Source organism: Nonomuraea sp. IBHARD001 (assembly GCF_056106265.1).
This window is the reverse complement of the sequence record NZ_JBWBBW010000002.1, coordinates 6,711,126-6,725,106: the sequence shown is the minus strand read 5'-3', so window position 1 is coordinate 6,725,106 and position 13,981 is coordinate 6,711,126. Positions and strand designations below refer to the sequence as shown.

13 protein-coding genes are annotated in these 13,981 nt (G+C 71.8%); 6 read left to right on the top strand and 7 right to left on the bottom strand.

From position 1 onward, the window contains the following. Nucleotides 1–67: 67 nt before the first annotated feature. The 3 genes from ACTWNK_RS32360 to ACTWNK_RS32350 are packed head-to-tail and all read right to left on the bottom strand — an operon-like array spanning nt 68 to nt 3,361. On the bottom strand, nt 68–667 hold the full coding sequence (locus ACTWNK_RS32360) for a TetR/AcrR family transcriptional regulator (protein ID WP_474308705.1): 600 nt from the start codon (nt 665–667) through the stop codon (nt 68–70). Between the two features lie 11 nt (nt 668–678). Beyond that, a complete protein-coding gene (locus tag ACTWNK_RS32355; protein WP_474308704.1) occupies nt 679–2,037 on the bottom strand; it encodes a HAMP domain-containing sensor histidine kinase in 1,359 nt (452 codons plus the stop codon). A 4-nt stretch (nt 2,038–2,041) separates the two neighbouring features. Beyond that, nucleotides 2,042–3,361 carry a sensor histidine kinase gene (locus ACTWNK_RS32350; RefSeq protein WP_474308703.1) on the bottom strand — a complete coding sequence of 440 codons (1,320 nt, stop codon included), beginning with the start codon at nt 3,359–3,361 and terminating at the stop codon, nt 2,042–2,044. 184 nt (nt 3,362–3,545) lie between these two features. On the opposite strand from ACTWNK_RS32350, the gene ACTWNK_RS32345 reads away from it, so the two are divergent. Genes ACTWNK_RS32345 through ACTWNK_RS32335 form a run of 3 tightly spaced genes read left to right on the top strand, consistent with a single transcriptional unit; the run spans nt 3,546 to nt 7,275 of the window. Beyond that, the gene (locus ACTWNK_RS32345; protein ID WP_474308702.1) at nt 3,546–4,718 is read left to right on the top strand and encodes an acyl-CoA dehydrogenase family protein; all 1,173 of its coding nucleotides are present in this window, start codon (nt 3,546–3,548) and stop codon (nt 4,716–4,718) included. Next, nucleotides 4,715–5,752, top strand: a complete 1,038-nt coding sequence (locus ACTWNK_RS32340; RefSeq protein ID WP_474308701.1) for an acyl-CoA dehydrogenase family protein — start codon at nt 4,715–4,717, stop codon at nt 5,750–5,752. The genes ACTWNK_RS32345 and ACTWNK_RS32340 overlap by 4 nt, the downstream gene beginning before the upstream one ends. Next, a complete protein-coding gene (locus tag ACTWNK_RS32335) occupies nt 5,752–7,275 on the top strand; it encodes an AMP-binding protein (RefSeq protein ID WP_474308700.1) in 1,524 nt (507 codons plus the stop codon). Before ACTWNK_RS32340 ends, ACTWNK_RS32335 begins: the two co-directional genes overlap by 1 nt. A gap of 6 nt (nt 7,276–7,281) precedes the next feature. On the opposite strand, the gene ACTWNK_RS32330 is transcribed toward ACTWNK_RS32335, so the two are convergent. Continuing rightward, nucleotides 7,282–8,415: a sensor histidine kinase gene (locus ACTWNK_RS32330; protein ID WP_474308699.1), complete on the bottom strand. Its 1,134-nt coding sequence runs from the start codon at nt 8,413–8,415 to the stop codon at nt 7,282–7,284. A gap of 338 nt (nt 8,416–8,753) precedes the next feature. Here ACTWNK_RS32330 and ACTWNK_RS32325 point away from each other — a divergent pair, with 338 nt between their 5' ends. Genes ACTWNK_RS32325 through ACTWNK_RS32315 form a run of 3 tightly spaced genes read left to right on the top strand, consistent with a single transcriptional unit; the run spans nt 8,754 to nt 11,067 of the window. Then, complete coding sequence (locus ACTWNK_RS32325; protein WP_474308698.1) at nt 8,754–9,242, top strand: hypothetical protein; 489 nt, start codon at nt 8,754–8,756, stop codon at nt 9,240–9,242. Then, nucleotides 9,239–10,393, top strand: a complete 1,155-nt coding sequence (locus ACTWNK_RS32320) for a sensor histidine kinase (RefSeq protein WP_474308697.1) — start codon at nt 9,239–9,241, stop codon at nt 10,391–10,393. Before ACTWNK_RS32325 ends, ACTWNK_RS32320 begins: the two co-directional genes overlap by 4 nt. Next, nucleotides 10,390–11,067 (top strand): response regulator, encoded by a 678-nt coding sequence (locus ACTWNK_RS32315; protein ID WP_474308696.1) that lies wholly within the window; start codon nt 10,390–10,392, stop codon nt 11,065–11,067. Before ACTWNK_RS32320 ends, ACTWNK_RS32315 begins: the two co-directional genes overlap by 4 nt. Here ACTWNK_RS32315 and ACTWNK_RS32310 read toward each other — a convergent pair. From ACTWNK_RS32310 to ACTWNK_RS32300, 3 genes are read right to left on the bottom strand one after another with little or no spacing between them, the layout of a single operon-like run. Continuing rightward, a complete protein-coding gene (locus ACTWNK_RS32310) occupies nt 11,030–11,830 on the bottom strand; it encodes a GNAT family N-acetyltransferase (protein ID WP_474308695.1) in 801 nt (266 codons plus the stop codon). The two genes, ACTWNK_RS32315 and ACTWNK_RS32310, sit on opposite strands and share 38 nt — an antisense overlap. Then, nucleotides 11,827–12,936, bottom strand: coding sequence for a M20 family metallopeptidase (locus tag ACTWNK_RS32305; RefSeq protein WP_474308694.1), 1,110 nt, complete (start codon nt 12,934–12,936; stop codon nt 11,827–11,829). Before ACTWNK_RS32305 ends, ACTWNK_RS32310 begins: the two co-directional genes overlap by 4 nt. After that, a complete protein-coding gene (locus ACTWNK_RS32300; RefSeq protein WP_474308693.1) occupies nt 12,933–13,961 on the bottom strand; it encodes a dipeptidase in 1,029 nt (342 codons plus the stop codon). Before ACTWNK_RS32300 ends, ACTWNK_RS32305 begins: the two co-directional genes overlap by 4 nt. Nucleotides 13,962–13,981: the final 20 nt, after the last annotated feature.

Here is a 13,981-nt window from a genome sequence, read left to right as displayed (position 1 = left end):
ATAGCCTTGTACGGCGATTGCACGCACAGGTCGCGTGCGGTGACGCTGCGTGGTCGAGGAGCGCGGGTCAGAGATCGGCCGCCTCGACGCCCAGCTCGGCGGCGGCGGCCGTTCTGACCAGGTCGTGCACCCGGCGCCGCGACAGCGCCTTGCGGTGCACGGTGACCTGGACGGCGAGCCCGTCGTAGAGCGACAGCACCCGCCAGGTGGTGGCCTCGGGATCGGCGCAGCTGAACTGGCCGCACGCCACGCCGTCCTCGACGATGGCGCGGAAGGCCTGCTTCCAGCGCAGGTCGAGGCGGCGGGAGGTCTGTTCGAGCTCGGGATTGCGCATCGACTCGGCCCAGGCGTCGATCCAGAGCCGCCAGGAGGTGGCCGACCCGGCGGGCAGGTAGAGCTTGAGCAGGTCGCGCAGGCGTTCGAGCGGGGTGCCGCCGGAGCGTTCGAGCGCGCTCAGCCGGTCGAGGTCGCAGCGGACGGCGTAGCCGAGCGCCGCGGCCATCAGCTTGTCCTTGGTCTCGAAGTGGTAGAACAGCAGCGCCTGGCTGACGCCCGCGGCCCTGGCGATGTCGAGTGTTCGGGTATGTCCGAACCCGCGGGCCGCGATCACCTCGCAGGCCGCGCTGAGCAGATCCTCGCGCCGCATGCGGCTGTAGGCCCGTGTCACGAGGGCACACCTTAGTGTGCGGCGTCACCCCTGCGAAGTGGAAGACGAAGGACAAAGCGGGCACCTTGCGGCGAGTCTTCGATCTTGAGCGAACCGCCGTGCGACTGGGCGATTTCGCGCGCGATCGGCAGTCCCAGCCCGGTGCCGCCCGCGTCGCGGCTGCGGGAGGCGTCCAGCCTGATGAACCTCTGGAAGACGAGTTCGCGCTGATCCTTGGCGATCCCGGCCCCGTCGTCGACCACCTCCAGCACGGCCCAGCCGTCCTGCTCGGTCACGGTGACCCGGATGGCGGCGACCGCGTGCCGTTCGGCGTTGTCGACCAGGTTGGTGAACAGGCGGCCGAGCCGCAGCCGGTCGCCGGTGATCACGACGCCGGGCCGCAGGTCGCGTATCACCTGCTTGCCGCGTGTCCTGCCGTCCAGTTCGGCCGCCGCCATCTCGCCCAGGTCGACCGGATCGGCCTTGGCGGGCGCGCCCGCGTCCAGCTTGGCCAGGGTGAGCAGGTCGGTGACCAGGGCCTGGAGCCGGTCGAGGCTGGCCAGCACCGCCCTGCCCGTCTCGGGCCAGTCGGCGTCGTCGGGATAGAGCAGCGCCTCCTCCACCTGGGCCCGCATCGCGGTGATCGGTGTGCGCAGGTCGTGGGAGGCGTCGGAGGCGAACCTGCGCTGCTGCTCGACCATCGCCTCCAGCCGGTCGAGCGTCTCGTTGACGGTGCCGGTGAGCTCGCCGATCTCGTCGAGGTACGGCGCGGGCGGCACCCGCCTGCCGAGATCGGTCGAGGTGATCTCGACGAGCTCGTTCTTGATCGTCTTGACCGGCGCCATCGCCCTGCCGACGATCTTGTAGGTCAGCCAGGACGTCAGCCCGATGAGCAGCGCGGCCCCCGTGAGCATCCCGGCGGCGTACAGCGGATGGATGTACCAGGGCACCGTGGGCGCGTAGGCGTAGGACATCCAGTAGCTGTTGTCGGCCTGCACGTGCACGCGGAAGCCGACCATGAGCAGGCAGCCGTCGTCGTAGACCCCGCACGACTGCCCGTCCACCCGGCCGTCGTCGCCCGACGGCTGGGCGAACGTGAGCGCGGGATAGCCCAGCAGGTCCTTGCTCGCCTGCCGTACGTCGCCGCGGTTGTCGATCACCTGGAGCAGGTCGACCTGTTCGGTGGGCGTCTGCAGTTTGATGTCGGGGGCGAAGCGTTCGACGTTGAAGGCGACCCGCCTGGCGGCGCTGGCCAGCTGGTCGACGACGTACTTCTGGGTGAGCGCGTGCCCGGCGACCGTGAGCAGCAGGATGCCCGACAGGCACACCAGCATGCTGACCAGGGCGGCGAGGGTGGTGAGGCGGCGGCGCACCGACCATTTGGTGAACATCGGCTCAGCTCCCGCGGGTCGGCAGTCGCAGCACGAACCTGGCGCCCCGCGTGCTCTCGGCGACGCACAGGCTGCCGCCGTGGCTGTTGGCGATCTCGCGGGCGATCGGCAGTCCGAGCCCCGTGCCTCCGGCGTCGCGGTTGCGGGAGGCGTCCAGGCGGGTGAAGCGCTGGAAGACGACCTCCCACTTGTCCGCCGTGATCCCGGCCCCGTCGTCGAGCACCTCCAGCACCGCCTCGCCCTCCTGTCTGCGCACGGAGACCGTGACCAGGTCGACGGCATGGCGCTCGGCGTTGTCCAACAGGTTGGTCAGCAGCCTGGCCAGCCGCAGCCGATCGCCCACGACCACCACGCCGTACTCCAGCTCACGCACGATCCGCCGGTACGGCTGGCGCCGCTCGATCTCCTCGGCGACGAGCACACCGAGGTCGATCGGCTCGCTCTTGCCCTCGCCCCCGGCGTCCAGCCTGGCCAGGGTGAGCAGGTCGGCGACGATGGCCTGCAGCCGGTCGAGGCTGTCGAGGATCGCGCCGGACATCCGCGGCCAGTCGGTCTCGTCCGGGTGCAACATCGCCTCCTCCACCTGGGCGCGCATCGCGGTGATCGGACTGCGCAGGTCGTGGGAGGCGTCGGAGGCGAACCTGCGCTGCTGCTCGACCGCCGCCTCCAGCCGGTCGAGGGTGGCGTTCGCGGTCTGCGCCAAGGCGTGCAGCTCGTCCCTGTTGGGCGGGACCGGCACGCGTTTGCCGAGGTCGGTCGCGGTGATCTCGGCGAGCTTGCCGCGGATCGCGTCCACAGGAGCGAGCGTACGCCTGACCACTCGTGACACTCCGAACCAGGTCAGCGCCACGAGTGCGACCGAGATGCCGATGAGGAAGGCCAGCACGCCCGGATGGACGTACCAGGGCACGATCTCGTCGGCCGCGTAGACCATCCAGTCGCCGTCGGGCTGGTAGACGCGGAAGACGACGACGATCTCGCACTCGCCTGGGAAGGCGGGCAGGTCGCACTGCACCTGGTCGCGGTTGGCGTTGTCGGCGGCGGGCACGATCGTGCTCATCGGCGGCTCGCCGACCAGGCCGGGGGAGGAGGCGATGGGCTGGCCGTCGACATTGAGCACCTGCAGCCCGTCGATGTCGGTCTGGATCACCGCGGGCAGCCCGCCGCGCTTGACCAGGTGGACCACGCGCAGGGCTTCGGTGACGACCTCGTTGGTCTTCACGTTCAGCGCGGCGTCGTGCACGGCGTAGAGCACAAGGCTGTTCACGGCGAGGCACAGCACGGCCATGACCGTGCTGGCCAGCACAGACAGGCGAACCCGCACAGAGCCCGCGTACCGTGTGATCACACCTATCCCCCCGGTAATCAGATGATCACACTAGGTGTTGTTCCCTCTACTTTTCGGAGATTCACCCCGAAAGGAGGACAAAACTCCATCCAGAGCAATGCTCTGTACGTGTCCGGGGCAGCTGATTAGAGTAAGTGCACGCTGATGCCGAGGAGCGAATGTGGATCTTGCCGAGTACCGGCGCGCCGCCAGGGACTGGCTGGTGGGGCACGCCCCTCCCGTCCCGCCCCCCGACACCGACGCCCTCGCCCGCGCCAGGGCGTTCATGGCCGCACTGCACGACGGCGGGTACTCGGGGATCACCTGGCCCAAGCAGTGGGGCGGCCAGGGCCTGACCCAGGCGGAGGAGCGGGCCTTCGCCGCGGAGGCGCGTCACTTCTCCCTGCCGACCTACCTCTTCTCGATCGGTCTGGGCATGTGCGGGCCCACCCTGGTCGACCTCGGCACCGACGAGCAGCGGGCCAGGTTCGTCCGGCCGCTGCTGCGCGGCGAGGAGATCTGGTGCCAGCTGTTCTCGGAGCCGGGCGCGGGCAGCGACGTGGCCAGCCTGCAGACCAGGGCGGTGCGCGACGGCGGCGAATGGGTGGTGTCCGGGCAGAAGGTATGGACCTCGGTCGCCCAGCACGCCGACTGGGGCCTGCTGCTGACCAGGACCGATGTGAACGTGCCCAAGCACAAGGGCCTGACCATGTTCGTCGTGGACATGCGCGCGCCCGGTGTGACGGTCAGGCCGCTGAAGGACATGACGGGCCGCTCGCACTTCAACGAGATCTTCTTCGACGACGTCCGCATCCCGGACGAACACCGCGTCGGCGGCGTCGACGAGGGCTGGAACGCCGCCGTCACCACCCTGCTGCACGAACGCCTGTCGATCTCCAGCGGCGTCGGCATGAGCGGTCAGAAGGACGACCCGACCTCGTTCGAGGCGCTGCGCGAGAGCGCCGACACCGGCGACCCGTACGTCAGGGACGCGCTGGTCGAGCTCTACATCCGCACCCGCGCGCTGTCGCTGTTCAACCAGCGCCTGGCGCAGGAGACGAAGGCGGGGCTGTTCCCGGGAGCGCGGGGCAGTGCGGCCAAGCTGCTGCTGGCCGAGCTCACGCTGTTCAGGGCCGACCTCGCCACCTCGCTGGCCGGTCCCGAGGCCGTCACCGGCCAGGGCGAGGGCACGCTCGCCCACGCCATCTCCCTGGCGCCCGCCCTCGCGCTCGGCGGCGGCACCAACGAGATCATGCGCAACATCATCGGCGACCGGGTGCTGAACCTGCCGCCCGAGCCGAGGGTGGACAAGAACGTGCCCTTCAAGGACCTGAAGGTGGGGACCCAGGAGTGAGACTCGTCCTCGACCAGGACCAGCGCGAACTGCGCTCGGCCGTGCGCTCCTTCCTCGCCTCCGCCTCGCCGCTCCCGGCCGTGCGCGAGGCGATCGAGGGCGAGCACGGCTACGACCGCGCCGTGCACACCCGCGCCGCCGCCGAACTCGGCCTCACCGGCCTGATCGTCGCCGAGAAGCACGGCGGAGCCGGCGGGCGTCACGCCGATCTCGCCGTCGCCCTTGAGGAGACGGGCGCGGCCCTGCTGCCCGGCCCCCTGCTGGCCACCGTGTTCGCCGCGATCGCACTCGCCGAGTCGGGCGAGGAGGCCGCACGCGAGGAGCTGCTGCCCGGCATCGCGTCCGGCCAGGTGGTCGCCACCGTCGCCCTCACCGGCGTCACCGAGCGGTCGGGCCTGCTCACCGGCGATGTGCCCGGCGTGCTCAACGGCATGGAGGCCGACCTGATCCTGCTGCGGGCGGGCCAGACGCTGCACGCCGTGCGCGGCGACGCGCCCGGCCTCACGCGCACCCCGCTGGACACGCTCGACCGCACCCGCCGCCAGGCCCGCCTCACCCTCGACGGCGTCGCCGCCCGCAGGGTGGGCACGGTCGGCGACAGGGTGGACGACCTGTACGCCGTGGCGCTCGCGGCCGAGCAGGTCGGCGTGCTGCGGGCCGCGCTCGACGCGATCGTGGCCTACAGCAAGGTCCGGGTCGCGTTCGGCCGCTTCATCGGCTCCTACCAGGGCGTCAAGCACAAACTGGCCGACATGCACTGCGCGCTGGAGCAGGCCGAGTCGATCGTGAGATACGCCTCGTGGGCGGCCGACGAGGCGCCGCAGGAGCTCGCACTCGCCTCGGCGCTGGCCCAGGCCTATGTCGGCCGGGCCTGCTTCGAGGTCACGCGCGACCACCTGCTGCTGCACGGCGGCATCGGCTTCACCTGGGAGCACGACGCCCACCTGTACTACAAACGGGCCAAGGCCGACGAGGTGCTGCTCGGCCCGCCCCGCCGCCACCGGGCCCGCCTGGCCGCCCTGCTGGAGCTGTGATGGACGACGCCGCCGACCTCCAGGGCTTCTACCGGCTGGCCGCCGCCGATCCGGCCCGCGTCGCGATCGTCGACGCCGACGGCTCCCGTACCAGCTACGGCGAGCTGCTCACGCTGGTCAACCAGGTCTCGCACGGGCTGCGCGCCGAAGGGCTCGGGCCCGGCGACGTGGTCGCGGGCGTGCTGTCCAACGGCCGCGACGCGCTCGTCATGATGATGGCGACCGGGCAGATCGGCCTGTACTACGTGCCGGTCAACTGGCATCTGACCGAGCCGGAGATCGCCTACATCGTCGCCGACTGCGACGCCGGGATCGTGGTGGCCGGTCCCGAGCACGCCGAGCGCGCCATCGCCGCGTCGAGGGGCCTGGCCCCCGTGCTCGTCGGCGCGGCCCCACTGGCCCAGGGCAGGCCGGGCACGGCTCCCGCCGAGCGCACGGCGGGCGCGGTCATGTGGTACACCTCCGGCACGACCGGCTTCCCCAAGGGCGTGCAGCGACCGCTGGCGAACGCCGAGCCGGAGTCGATCGTGCCGTTGTACCTGTGGTTCCTGGGCGAGGTGTGCGACCTGCGCCCCGGTCCCGAGACGCACCTGGTCACCTCGCCGATGTACCACTCGGCGCCGTGCGCCCACGCGCAGTTCGCCCTGCACCTGGGCAACACGCTGGTGCTCACGCCGCGCTTCGAGCCCGAACGCGTCCTCGCGCTGATCGAGGAGCACCGGGTGGACAACGCGATGATGGTCCCGACGATGCTGCACCGCATGCTCCAACTGCCCGCCGAGGCACGCGCACGCTACGACGTCTCCAGCCTGACCAAGGTGGTGCACACCGGAGCCGCCTGCCCGGTGGCGGTGAAGCAGGCCGTCATGGACTGGTGGGGCCCGGTCCTGTACGAGTACTACGGCTCGACCGAGTCGGCGATCGCGTTCGCCGTCAAGCCGCACGACTGGCTGGCCAGGCCGGGCACCGTGGGAAGGGCGGCCCCGACGTTCGAGGCCCGCATCCTCGACGAACGGGGCGAGGACCTGCCCGCGGGGGAGCCCGGCCTGATCTACCTCAAGTCCGGCCTGCTGGGCTTCGCCTACCGCAAGGACCCGGCCAAGACCGCCTCCAGCATGCGAGGGGAGTGGTACACCCCCGGCGACATCGGCTACCTCGACGCCGACGGCTTCCTGTTCCTGTGCGACAGGCGCACCGATCTCATCGTCTCGGGCGGGGTGAACATCTACCCGGCCGAGGTCGAGGCCGCCCTGCTCGACCACCCTTCGGTCGCCGACGTCGCGGTGATCGGCGTGCCGGACGAGGAGTGGGGGCACGTCGTGGTGGCGCTGGTGGAGCCGGTGGAGTCGGCCGAGCCCGGTCGTGCGCTGACGGAGGAGCTGCTGGCGCACTGCGGGCCGAGGCTGGCCAGGTTCAAGCATCCTCGCCTGATCGAGTACCGCGAGCGGCTGCCGCGCACGCCGACCGGCAAGCTGTCGCGGTCGAAGGTCAGGCAGGACTACCTGGCGGGCGGGCCCGGCTGAGCGCGCTCAGGTCACGACGGGGGCCGGAAGCACGGCCTCGACCTCGAAACCGCCCTCCGGTGTGACCCGCCAGGCGATGTGGCCGTCGCACCGCCTGACCCTGGCGGCCAGCCCGGCCAGGCCGGTGCCGCCGCTCGGCAGCGGGTGCCGGTCGTCGGCGGGCGGCCTGTCGTTGCGCACGACGATCTCCAGGCCGTCGCACACGTGCCGTACGGTGACCGTCACCGCCGCGCCCGTGGCGTGCTTGCCCGCATTGGTGAGCGACTCCTGCACGATGCGGTAGGCCAGGCTCTCCAGCGACTCGGGCAGCGGCAGCCGCTCGCCCTCCTCGACCAGGCGGACGTCGATCCCGGCCGAGCGTGAGGTGGCCAGCAGTCTCGGCAGGCCGTCCAGGCTCGGCCGATGCCTGGCGGCGGCGTCGCCGCGCATGACGCCGACCAGTTCGCGCTGCTGTTCGAGGGCGTGCCTGCCGATGCTCCTGATCGACTCGGCGCGTGCCCTGGTGCGCGGGGACGCCTCGTCGGCGACGCTGAGCGCGCCCGCCTGCAGGACGATGAGCAGCAGGTCGTGGCCGAGCCCGTCGTGCATCTCGGCGGCGAGGTGGCGTCGCTCCTCGGCCCTGGCCTGGGCGACCTGCGCCGCCCGCAGCCTGGCGCCGCCCTCGGCGCTGGCACGGTAGCCGTCGATGAGCCCCTGCCTGGCCCGCGCGACCAGGGCGGCCAGCACCGGGACGCTGAAGACGGCCAGTGTGGGCACCCAGGCGGCCCCGCCGCCCGCCCACGGCGCCAGGTGCGAGAGCACCGCGAGCACCACGCCGCACACGGTGGCCCACAACACCGGACCGCTCCGGCGGAAGGCCACCACACTGTAGAGCGCGACGAAACTGGCCACCCCGCCGTCGTCGAGCACGTCGCACACCGCGACGACGACGGCGACCACGACGGGCAGCCGCCTGCGCAGCAGCAGTGCCAGCCCGGCCAGCACGCAGTACGCCTTGACGGTGGAGCTGTCCCAGGCCGCGGCGACGGCGAGCGCGGCGATGAGGGCGTCGAGCGCCGCCACCCGCCACAGCGGCTGGGACGACCTGACGGGCGGGCCGATGGACCAGGTCGCCGGCCAGTTGATTCCCGCGAAAGCCATAGACCCGCTGATTACCCGAAATATCGCTTTGTCAATCGATATGGAAATGCGGGGAGTTTCTACTCCTTTCGCTGCATAAGAAGATGGCCGACCGGTGGAGCGGGAAAGGTTTTGTGCGCTGGTTGACTGAGTTTTGTCGCTGGGGGCCGATGCTCTACCGGCGACCGGCCGGTCGCAGGTCAGGACGGATGGAAGAGCACCTCTCCCCGTTACCGCGACCCGGCCGGGCGGCCTGCCGTACGCCGAGTCGGGGGAATCGGCGTCGGCACGGCCGCCCTGCGGCATTGGCGACGATCGGGGGCTCACATCTTGTTCACTCAGCACAGAAAACCTCGCGGATGAGCGGCGGCGAGAGCGCACTGCTCGGCGCGCTCGCGGCCATGGACATCGACGCGATCCAGGCGCCCGTGTGCGAGGCGGGCGGCGTCACCTCCGCGCTCATCGTCGACTGGACCGAGCAGGGCGACGCGCTGCCGCTGTGGCGGCGGGTGTGGGCCTGCTCGGGGTACGGCGCGCTGTGGCTGCGCGTCCAGGACGAACCCGGCGCGCCGGTCGTCGACGACGCCTGCCGCTTCACCGGGCGTATCGACCTCATGCGCGTGCTGACCGAGGGCGCCGTGCCCGTCAGCCCGTGCTGCCGCGTCTCGGCGTTCCTGCGCGCCCTGCTGGCCGTGCTGCGCCCGCCGTACCGAGGGGGTGGGGTGGCGGGCAGGCTCAGGGCGTGCTGGCGGGAGGTCAGTGCGGCGGCCGACCTGATGGATCGCGCGCTCGCCTGGAGCCTGCGCCCGCCGGAGGAGAGCGGGCGGCGGCCGGAGGAGGCGGCGTGAGCGAGGCGAAGGGCTGGCCGCCGCCGGGCGGAGACATCGTGCTGGCGGGGGTGGTGGCCCTGCTCGGGCTGCTCGACACCGTGTTCGGGGCCAGCGGGCAGATCCTGTGGCCGGACGCGGCGAGTGTGACGCCCGACACCCCGGCGGTGCTCGCCGCCGTGTTCTCGGGGCTGGTGCTGGTGGCACGCAGGAGGGCGCCGGTGCTCGTGCTCGGGCTGGTCGCGGCCGGGTACCTCGTGCTCGGCCACCTCGGGTTCTCGCCGCTGGCGCTGATGATCGCCGCCTACAGCGTCGGCGTGCACTGCGTGTCGCGGCCCAGGCGGTGGGCGGTCGCGGCGGCGGCCGTCGTCGTGTGCCTGGTCCCGGTGCTGCACGTGGGCGACGTGCTCGACGTGCTGGCCTTCTTCGGCATGCCGCTGTTCGCCGGGCGCACGGCCGCGATCAGCCGCAACCTCATGGGCCAGCTCGCCGCACGCTCGGCATGGGCCGTACGGGAGCGCTCGCTGCTGGTGGAGCGCGTGCGCGCCGAGGAGCGCAGGCGCATCGCCAGGGAGATGCACGACGTGGTGGCGCACCAGGTCGGCCATATCGTGCTCATCGCCGGATCGTTGCAGGTCACAGGGTTGGCGCAGCCGGAGATTGCGGCGAGGGAGATCGGGAAGATTCGGACCATGGGCATCAAGGCGCTGGACGAACTGCGTGCCGCCGTCGGCGTGCTCACCCACGAGGACGAACCGGGCCCACGCCATCCCGCCGCCACCGTCGACGACCTGGAGGCGCTGGTCAGGCAGGCGGGCGCGCTCGGCGTCAGGATCACGCTGACCACCTCGGGCCCGGTGCGCGAGCTGCCGCAGGCGGTGAGCTCGGGCGTCTACCGCGTGGTCGAGGAGGCGCTCGCCAACGTCGTCAGGCACGCGCCCGGCGCCGACACCAGGGTGACGCTCGCCTACCGGTGCGACAGCCTCGACATCGGCGTCATCAACGGCGGCCCCGACCGCGCGCCCGCGCCCGTGCCCGGCGGCGGCCACGGGCTCATCGGCATCAGGGAACGCGTGCGCCTGCTCGGCGGGCGCTGCCACACGGGCGGCCTGCCGGGCGGCGGCTTCCGCGTCTTCGCGCGCTTCCCGCTCGCCACGGGGACGGCGCGATGATCCGCGTGCTCATCGTCGACGACGAGGCCATCGTCAGGCACGGCCTCCGGACCATCCTGGAGTCGTCGGGCGACATCCACGTGGTGGGAGAGGCCGCGACCGGCGGCGAGGGCGTGGAGCGGGCCAGGGCGCTCGCCCCCGACATCGTGCTCATGGACATCCGCATGCCGCACAAGGACGGCCTGGCCGCCACCACCGAGATCGCCGCCATGCCTGACGCGCCTCAGGTGATCATCCTGACCACGTTCGCCCTGGACGACTATGTCGACGAGGCCATGTACGCGGGGGCGATCGGCTTCCTGGTCAAGGACACCGCGCCCGCCGACATCATCGAGGGTGTCAGAGCCGTCGCGAGCGGCCAGGCCGTGCTGTCGCCCGCCATCCTGCGCAGGGTGGTCGAGCAGCTGCACCAGCAGGCGCCCAGGGTGGCGCCCGGCGACAGGGAACGGCTGGCCACGCTCACGTGCAGGGAGCGCGAGGTGCTCGTCCTGGTCGCCGACGGCCTGTCGAACGGCGACATCGCCGAGCGGCTCTACATGAGCGTGGCCACGGTGAAGGTGCACGTCAGCAGGGTGCTGGCCAAGCTCGGCGCCGGAAACCGGGTGCAGGCGGCCGTACTGGCACGCGACGCGGGGCTCACCCCCGCTCCACCACGTAGCGCCCCTCCCTGGTGAAGCCGCTCACCCTCGCCCCTTCGGCCAGCAGCGACCCGAGCACCTCACGCATGGCCAGCCGCCACTCGGCCGCCGCCTTGGGATCGCGCTGACGCAACGCCTCGACGTCCGAGGGCGTCGCCACCAGGACGACCTCGCCCCGCCCCGGCGGCCCGAGCGCCGGGCGCACCGGCCGGTCGCCGTCCTCGCCCAGCACCTCGGCCGCACCCTCGTACGGCGGCGGCCCGACGGCGGGCGCGTCGAGCCGCCAGACCGCGAGCAGCCTGTCGGACTCGTCGCCCTCGTTGATCGCATCGGCCATCGACCCGTAGAAGCCTTCGAGGTACTCCTCCGGCCTGGCCCCCAGCTTGGCGAGATTGAAGTAGGCGTTGCGCCGCACCAGCGGATCGAACGTCCACGTCACCCTGTCCAGCCCTCTGGCCAGCGCCCACGCCCGCTGATGCAGCTTGATCGCATAGCCGATGCCACGACCGGCCGATGCGCCCGTCACATGGGAGTGCAGGCCACGGTCCTTGGCCAGGAACCCGACCGAGGCGCCGACGATCTCGTCCTCGCGGTAGGCGCCCGACACGTAGGAGCCCGCGTGGGTGAGCGCGCGCATGAGTTCGACCGTGATCGGCATGTTGGCCGGGTCCGGATGCCAGATGTCGTCGAACAGGGCGACGACCTCCTCGAACTCCCGCAACGTGCTCAGCTCGCGGATCCGCACGCCACTGCGCAGCGCCGCCTGCTCGGCCTCGGCGTCGGCCTGCCCGGTGGTCACCGGGTGCGCTCCAGTACGGCGGTGACCAGGCCGCCCAGCAGTGCGGTGCGGCCCGGCAGCTCGGCGACGATCACGTGCTCGTGGTCGGCGTGCGCGCCGCCGCCCACCGCGCCGAGGCCGTCGAGCGTCGGGACCCCCGCTCCGGCGGTGAAGTTGCCGTCGGAGGCGCCGCCGACCGCGGTGCCGGTCAGCGGCGGCAGGCCGAGCTCGGCGGTGATGCGCTGGGCCAGCTCGAACAGCTCGGCCGACGACGACAGCTCCAGCGGCGGCCGGTTCAGCCCGCCGTTCACCTCCAGCCTGACGCCCTCCTGCACCGGCCGCAGCGCCCGGATCAGCTCGTCCACGCGTTCCTGCGCCGCGACCGTGGCCGCGCGCACGTCGACGCTGACCCTGGCCTGGCCCGGCACCGTGTTGAGCGTGGTGCCGCCCGACAGCGCGGTCGGCGTGACGGTGGTGCCGTGCTCGCCCTCCTCGCCCGTGCGTGCGGCGATGCCGGAGATGGCGAGGATCTGGTGGGCCAGCTCGATCCCGGCGTTGAGGCCCTTCCACGGCTCCAGACCGGCGTGCGAGGCCCTGCCGTACACGGTGACGTCGTACATCGAGGTGCCCTTGCGGGCGATCTTGAGTGCGCCGTCGTCGGCGCTCGCCTCCAGGACGAAGGCGGCGGCGCACCCGCGTGCCGTCTCCTCGATCAGCCCGCGCGAGGTGACCGAGCCGACCTCCTCGTCGCCGGTGACCAGCACGCAGACCCCGTCGAGCGAAGGCACCGAGGCCAGGGCGTGGAACATCATCACCAGCCCCGCCTTCATGTCGAACACGCCCGGCCCTCTGGCCACGCCGTCGACCAGCGACCACGGCTTGGTGGCCAGCGTGCCCATCGGCCACACGGTGTCGTGATGGCCGACCAGCAGCACCCTCGGCGTGCCGAACGTCCAGCGCAGGTGGGTGGCGCCCTCGATGACGATCTCCTCGGGCCCGGCGCCGAGCATCCTCTCGCCCAGGGCGGCGACCAGCTTGGCGCTGCGGGCCACGGCGGCGTGGTCGCTGGAGTATGACTCGCACGAGACGAGCTCCTCCAGGTCGGCGAGCATCGCGTCCAGGCTCACGAGGGCCTGCCGAGCTCGGCGGCGAACAGGCGCTGCACATTGCCGCCGAGGATCTTCAGGATGTCCTTCTCCTCGAAGCCGCGCCTGATCAGCCCCTCGGTGACCAGCGGCAGCCCCGAAGGCCCGTCCAGCCCCTCGATCGCCGCCTCGGTGTCGATGCCGCTGAAGCTGAAGCCCTCGCAGCACGGCGGGGTGAGGTCGGCCATGACCTCCTTGATGAAGTCGGGGCCGAGCCCGACATGGTCGATGCCCGCGACGCTCGCGATGTGCTCGATGTGGTCGACCAGCGTGTCGACGGTCGCCGAGCGCGCGTCCTTGGCCAGGAAGGCGGCCACGAAGTTCACGCAGACCACGCCGCCGGTCGCGGCCACGCCGCGCAGCTGCTCGTCGGTGAGGTTGCGGTGGTGGTCGCGCAGCGCCCTGGCCGACGAGTGGGTGGCCATGACCGGCCTGGTGGCCAGCTCAAGGACGTGTGCGACACCGGACGCGCCCAGGTGCGAGACGTCGAACACGATGCCGAGCCGCTCGAACTCCATCAGTGCGAGCACGCCCGAGCTGGTCAGCCCGCTGCCGGTGGCGTCCTCGCCGCTGCCGTCGGCCAGCGGGGTACGGCCCCAGTGCGCGATCGAGGCCACGCGCACGCCGAGCCGGTGCAGGGTGTGGATCAGCTCCACGCTGGCGTCGAGGCCAGGCATGCTCTCCAGAGCCAGGACCAGGGCGATCTTCTCGTCGGCCAGTGCGGCCTCGATCTGCTCGCCGTCCAGGCACAGCCGCACCGCGTCCGCATTGCCCTCGGCGATGACGTGGGCGCACTCGATCATGCGCAGCGTCTGGCGCAGCGATCCCTCCGGCCGGTACTGGTCGTCGATGAAGACCGGCAGCACCTGGAGGTCGACACCGCCGACCAGGAGCTGGGGCAGCCACTGCTCCCTGAAGAAACTCGCCCACAACGCGGGCGGCCTGGCCGAGACGGCCATGAGCAGGTCATTGTGAGTGTCGGCGACGACCGCGCGTTGGTGCAGCACGAATTCCCCTTCGAACGTCG

What these genes read in the sequence shown, in the direction of transcription:
- ACTWNK_RS32355 (WP_474308704.1), bottom strand. Translation starts at nt 2,037, where the DNA reads ATGTTCACCAAATGGTCGGTGCGCCGCCGCCTCACCACCCTCGCCGCC.
- ACTWNK_RS32335 (WP_474308700.1), top strand. Translation starts at nt 5,752, where the DNA reads ATGGACGACGCCGCCGACCTCCAGGGCTTCTACCGGCTGGCCGCCGCC.
- ACTWNK_RS32330 (WP_474308699.1), bottom strand. Translation starts at nt 8,415, where the DNA reads ATGGCTTTCGCGGGAATCAACTGGCCGGCGACCTGGTCCATCGGCCCG.
- ACTWNK_RS32325 (WP_474308698.1), top strand. Translation starts at nt 8,754, where the DNA reads ATGAGCGGCGGCGAGAGCGCACTGCTCGGCGCGCTCGCGGCCATGGAC.
- ACTWNK_RS32315 (WP_474308696.1), top strand. Translation starts at nt 10,390, where the DNA reads ATGATCCGCGTGCTCATCGTCGACGACGAGGCCATCGTCAGGCACGGC.